At 74.6% G+C, this 5,397-nt stretch carries 6 protein-coding genes; 3 read left to right on the forward strand and 3 right to left on the reverse strand.

Going from position 1 to position 5,397, the window contains the following annotated elements; translation table 11 throughout:
• Positions 1-1,638: alkaline phosphatase D family protein (locus tag RIM90_RS30190; protein ID WP_309063922.1), on the reverse strand; the 1,638-nt coding region annotated here is incomplete at its 3' end.
• Positions 1,639-1,771: 133 nt separating this feature from the next.
• On the opposite strand from RIM90_RS30190, the gene RIM90_RS30195 reads away from it, so the two are divergent.
• Positions 1,772-2,578, forward strand: coding sequence for an SDR family oxidoreductase (locus RIM90_RS30195; protein WP_309063923.1), 807 nt, complete (start codon positions 1,772-1,774; stop codon positions 2,576-2,578).
• A gap of 271 nt (positions 2,579-2,849) precedes the next feature.
• On the opposite strand, the gene RIM90_RS30200 is transcribed toward RIM90_RS30195, so the two are convergent.
• Together RIM90_RS30200 and RIM90_RS30205 are read right to left on the reverse strand one after the other, a co-directional pair.
• A complete protein-coding gene (locus RIM90_RS30200) occupies positions 2,850-3,836 on the reverse strand; it encodes an aldo/keto reductase (RefSeq protein WP_309063924.1) in 987 nt (328 codons plus the stop codon).
• Positions 3,837-3,959: 123 nt separating this feature from the next.
• Positions 3,960-4,286: a nuclear transport factor 2 family protein gene (locus tag RIM90_RS30205; RefSeq protein ID WP_309063925.1), complete on the reverse strand. Its 327-nt coding sequence runs from the start codon at positions 4,284-4,286 to the stop codon at positions 3,960-3,962.
• A gap of 128 nt (positions 4,287-4,414) precedes the next feature.
• Between RIM90_RS30205 and RIM90_RS30210 the strand changes: the two genes are divergently transcribed.
• Both RIM90_RS30210 and RIM90_RS30215 read left to right on the forward strand, forming a co-directional pair.
• Positions 4,415-4,987: a DoxX family membrane protein gene (locus tag RIM90_RS30210; RefSeq protein ID WP_309063926.1), complete on the forward strand. Its 573-nt coding sequence runs from the start codon at positions 4,415-4,417 to the stop codon at positions 4,985-4,987.
• Positions 4,988-5,034: 47 nt separating this feature from the next.
• Complete coding sequence (locus RIM90_RS30215) at positions 5,035-5,397, forward strand: MazG-like family protein (protein WP_309063927.1); 363 nt, start codon at positions 5,035-5,037, stop codon at positions 5,395-5,397.

Below are 5,397 nucleotides of genomic sequence, written 5' to 3' on the forward strand. Positions count from 1 at the left end.
GGCCGGCCTGAGCCCCGGCTCCCCCGCCGCCGTGACGAAGGACCCCGCCGTCGTGACCGGCGCGCCCGGCGTGGTCACGTACGGCACCGTGCGGAAGTCGGCGCGCGCCGCCTCCCGCCCGAGCTCGACGGTCACGTAGCCGCGCCGGCCGTTGTAGAAGCGCAGGTGCGGGTTGGCGGTCATGTAGGTGTCCCAGTTCGCGGGCCGCTCGGAGCCGTCCTTGCCGCTGGCGATCGAGGTGGTCACGATCTCGGTGCCGACGGTCCGGGAGTCCGGGTCGTCGAAGTCGTCCTTGATGTCGAAGGCGTAGCCGACGTGGACGTCGCCGGTGAGCACCATCAGGTTCTCGATCCCGGCGGCCTTCGCCCCGTCCAGGACCCGGCGGCGGGAGGCGCGGTAGCCGTCCCAGGCGTCCATGGACACCCGTGAGGGCGTCGTGAGGTCGAACTTCCGCTGGGAGAAGACGACCTGCTGCGGTACGACGTTCCACAGCGCCCGCGAGGAGCGCCAGCCGTCGAGCAGCCACCGCTCCTGCGTCTCGCCGGTCATGGTGCGCGCCGGGTCGTCGACCTCGGGGCCGGGGACGCGGGCGCCGTCGCCGTAGGCCTGGTTGGAGCGGTACTGCCGGGTGTCGAGCACGTCGAACTGGGCGAGCCGGCCCCAGTGCAGGCGCCGGTACAGCTGCATGTCGGGGCCGTCGGGCAGCTGGGGACGGCGCAGCGGCTGGTTCTCCCAGTAGGCGCGGTAGGCGGAGGCGCGGCGCAGCAGGAACTCCTCCGGCGGGACGCTGTTCTCCGGGGTGTCGTCGGCGTAGTTGTTCTCGGTCTCGTGGTCGTCCCAGGTGACCACGAAGGGGTGGGCGGCGTGCGCGGCGCGCAGGTCGGGGTCGGTGCGGTAGAGGGCGTAGCGCAGCCGGTAGTCCTCCAGGGTCACGGTCTCGCGGTTGAACAGGGCGGGCAGGGTCCGGTCGGTGTAGTTCCGGGCGCCGCCCGCGGAGTTGACCGCGTACTCGTACAGGTAGTCCCCGAGGTGCAGGACCATGTCGACGTCCTCGGCGGCGAGATGGGCGTACGGGGTGAAGTAGCCGTCGTGGTACGCCTGGCAGGAGACGGCGGCGAGGGTGAGGGAGCCGGTGCGGCTGTCCGGCGCGGGGGCGGTGCGGGTGCGGCCGGTCGGGCTGACCCAACGGCCCGCGCGGAAGCGGTAGTAGAACACGCGGCCGGCGTCGAGGTGGGCGACCTCGGCGTGCACCGTGTGGTGGAACTCGGGGTGGGCGGTCGCGGTGCCGCGTCTGGCGATGCGGCGGAACCTCTCGTCGTGCGCCAGCTCCCAGTGCACGGTGACGCGTTCGGCGGGCAGGCCGCCGTCGGGCTGGAACGGGGCGGGGGCGAGCCGGGTCCACAGGAGCACGGAATGCGGCATCGGGTCACCGGAGGCGACACCGAGCGTGAAGGGGTCGTCGGTGATGCGCGCGGCGTCGAGCTCGGCGGCGGCCGCGGTGCCCGCGGTGGGCAGGTCGACCGCGAAGGCGAGCGCGGCGGCGGCGCCGGTGACGGTCAGGAAGCGGCGGCGGCCGATGTGCCGGGCGGCCGCGCGGAGTTCGGGGGCGTGCTGTGACGGACGGGCCTCGGGTGTCATCCGTTCCTCCCTGGCGTATGGGTGCGGGAGGAATTGGAGTGGCCGGGGACGACCCCGCATTGACGCGTACACAGCGTCCGGATGACGGTCGCATGAGGTCCGCATGGCGGACCCTCCCGTACGCTGCGGGCCCATGAACGCCAAGCGAACGGACGGACGGAAGAGGATCGCCGTGGTGACCGGGGCGGGCTCCGGCATCGGGCGCGCGGTGGCCGTGGAGCTGCTGCGGGGAGGGTGGTCGGTGGCCCTGGCGGGGCGCCGCACCGAGACCCTGGAGGAGACCGCGGCACTCGCCGCCGGGGCGGCCGCAGAGACGGCCGGGGGCGAGCCGGCCGGGGGCGAGCCGCTCGCCGTACGGACGGACGTGTCACGCCCGGAGGACGTGAACGCCCTGTTCGCGGCCACCGTCGAACGCTTCGGCCGGGTCGACCTGCTGTTCAACAACGCGGGGACGTTCGGGCCGGGCGGGGTGCCGGTGGAGGAGCTGCCCTACGACGCCTGGCGGCACGTGGTGGACACCAACCTCAACGGGGCGTTCCTGTGCGCGCAGGCGGCGTACCGGCAGATGAAGGAGCAGGACCCGCAGGGCGGCCGGATCATCAACAACGGCTCGATCTCCGCGCACACGCCCCGCCCGCTCTCGGTCGCCTACACCGCGACCAAGCACGCGCTGACCGGGCTGACGAAGTCGCTGTCGCTGGACGGGCGGCCGTACCGGATCGCGGTGGGGCAGATCGACATCGGCAACGCGGCGACCGACATGACGAAGGGCATGCAGACCGGGGCCCTCCAGGCCAACGGGGAGACGGCTCCCGAGCCCGTGATGGACGTCGCCGACGTGGCCCGCACGGTGCGGCACATGGCGGAACTGCCCCTGGAGGCGAACGTGCAGTTCGCGACCGTTCTGGCGACGACGATGCCGTATGTGGGCCGCGGCTGACGATCCGCGCGATCGGAATGCGAACGTCCGGCCCATTGCGGCCGGTGGCGGACTTGTGCTCAACCCTCCTGCACCAAAGCTTCACACTTGGAGCGGGGGGGCTTCCGCAGGCCGCGAGGCCACGGGGACACAGGGCCGCGTCCAGGGGAGGGGGGCGGCAGTCGTTCCACGCCACCGGGTGGGGGTGGGCCCGCGGGGCCGCGGGTCCGCACCGGTGCGTGGAGCGGCTGCCGCGCACAGCGCGTCGGTCCGGTGCCTGCCGGGGACGGCCCTACCGGGCGAGGATCCGCTCGACCTCGGCCATCTGCCCGTCGGTGAGCGCCCCCTTCCCGAGCGCCCCCGCGTTCTCCTCCGCCTGGGCGACCGACCGGAAACCGGGGATCGGCACGGTGCGCGGGCTGCGTGCCCACAACCAGGCGAGGGCGCCCTGGGCGAGCGTGCGGCCCCCGCTGGTGAGCACGTCCCGGAGCGCGTCGACGCGCGCGAGCCACGCCGGGTCCGCGCCCGACCCCTCGCCGAAGCCCCGCAGCCAGGCGGGCGGCCTGCTGCGGATGTCGCCGGACTCGAGCGGGCGCCGGTCGGCGTGCTTGCCGGTGAGCAGGCCCATGGCGAGCGGGCTGCGGTTGACGGAGGCGAGGTCCGCCTCCTCGCACAGCCGGATCATCTCGGGAGCGTCGGTGAGGACGTTCAGCGCGTGCTGCACGGCGGTGCAGTGCGGCCCCTTCGCGAACACGGCGGCGCGGGCGGGGTCGTCGGTGCTCCACGCGTAGGCCCGGATCAGCCCCTCCGCCACCAGTTCCTCGCACGCGTCGCGGAGTTCGGCGGCCCGCTCGGGGTCGGCGTCGGCGAGGTGGAGCTGGTACAGGTCGATGCGGTCGGTGCCGAGGCGGCGCAGGGAGGCGGTCAGGGCGCGGCGCAGGTGGGCGGGTGAGTCGTCGCCGCCGGTGAGGGTGCGGGTGTCCGCGTCGAAGACGTTGCCCCACTTGGTGGCGACGACGGCCTCGTCCCGGCGCCGGCCGAGGGCCCGGCCGAGGACGCGCTCGCTGTGCCCCGCTCCGTAGACGTCGGCGGTGTCGAAGAAGGTGACGCCCAGGTCGAGGGCGCGCCGGATCGCCCGTGTCGACTCCTCGTCGTCGACCCTGCCCCACCCCAGGGGCTGCCCGTCGGGGTCCTGCCACTCGCCGCCGATCGCCCAGCAGCCGAACCCGACGGCGCTGACCTCGATGCCGCTGCGTCCCAGTGTCCGTGTGGTGTCCATGCCCCGGGACGCTAGGGCTTCGAGCGCGCGCGAAGGCAAGCCCGCGGGGGGACTCGGACGGAGGCGGTCGGGCGGGAGCGGCCGGACGGAGGCGGCCGGGCGGGGGCGGCCGGGCGGGGGTGCTCAGGCCTGACCGGTCTCGAAACGGGAGATCCGGCCGTCGTCGTCGCCGGTGAGGGTCCAGCGGGTGCGCATCTCGCCCCAGGTGTCGTTGCGGTAGCGGGCGATGACGGTACGGCCGCCGGCGGACTCGTTGTCGACCTCCGGGTGGCCGTTGGAGGAGAAGACCTCCCGGTCGGTCCAGTCGGCGAGATCACGGTCGCTGCCGTCGTCCGCCATGGTCGCGCCGGGCGCGAGGAGGGCCGTGAAGCCCTCGCGGTCGTGGTTGTCGACGGCGGTGACGAAGGCCCGGACGGCCGGGTCGCCGAGGCGCGTGGTCTGGATCGTCATGCCCGCCGGCGTCGTACCGGCCGCCGGGTCCCGCCACCCGCGCCACCCGAACGGCGTCCGGCGACGGGCCGGGGCGGCGGCGGGGATGCGACGGTGGTCACGGCGAAGCGACTGCTCCGGGAGACGACGTGACCCGTTACACGACCCGTTACGACCGCACCTGTTACGACCGGCGTGACCTGGGCCTGCTGCTGCTCCGGCTGGGCACGGGCGGGGTGCTGGCGGCGCACGGCGCGCAGAAACTGTTCGGCTGGTTCGGCGGGGGCGGGATCGAGGGCACCGGCCAGTTCATGGAGACCGTCGGCTACGCGCCGGGCAGGGCCAGCGCGACGGCGGCGGGCCTCGCGGAGGCCGGCGGCGGCGTCCTGCTGGCGCTCGGCCTCGCCACACCGGCGGCGGGCGCCGCGGCGGCCGGTGCGATGGCGGGTGCCGCCGCCGTGCACGCGCCCAGCGGCTTCTTCAACCAGGAGGGCGGCTACGAGTACGCGGCGACGCTCGGCCTGACGGCCGCGGGCCTCGCCGTCGCGGGCCCCGGCCGGCTCTCCCTGGACCACGCCCTCGGCCACACGGTCAACCGGGGCTGGATGGTCCCGGCGGCCTTCGCGGCGGTCGCGGCGGCCACGGTGGTGGTCGTGGGGGCGCGCGGCCGGCGGCTGCGGAAGGCGAGGGAGGGCGAGCAGGAGGTCCTGTTCGAGGAGTAGGCGGTGCACGCCGCGGGCTGTCGGTGTCCTGTGCCAGGCTCCGCCCCATGAGCGATCACCTGTCTCCTCCCCCTGCCCCGGCCCCGACCCCGGCCGCCGACCTCTGGGCCTCCGTCGACGCGCTGTACGGCTGGCTGGACGCCAACCGCCCGGTCGACGGCCGCGAGGGCCTGCTGCTGCGGATCCTCAAGCTGTCCGAGGAGGTGGGCGAGGTCGCGGAGGCCGTGATCGGCGCGACCGGCCAGAACCCGCGCAAGGGCACCACGCACACCTGGGACGACGTCCAGTCGGAGCTGTGCGACGTCGCCGTCACGGCCCTGGTGGCCCTGCGCACGCTCACCCCCGACGCCCGCGAGGTCTTCACCCGCCACCTGGCGAACGTCAGGAAACGCTCGCTCGGCGCCGCCTGA

Origin of the sequence: Streptomyces sp., assembly GCF_031181555.1 — a bacterium.
In the GTDB taxonomy this organism is placed as follows: domain Bacteria; phylum Actinomycetota; class Actinomycetes; order Streptomycetales; family Streptomycetaceae; genus Streptomyces; species Streptomyces fimbriatus.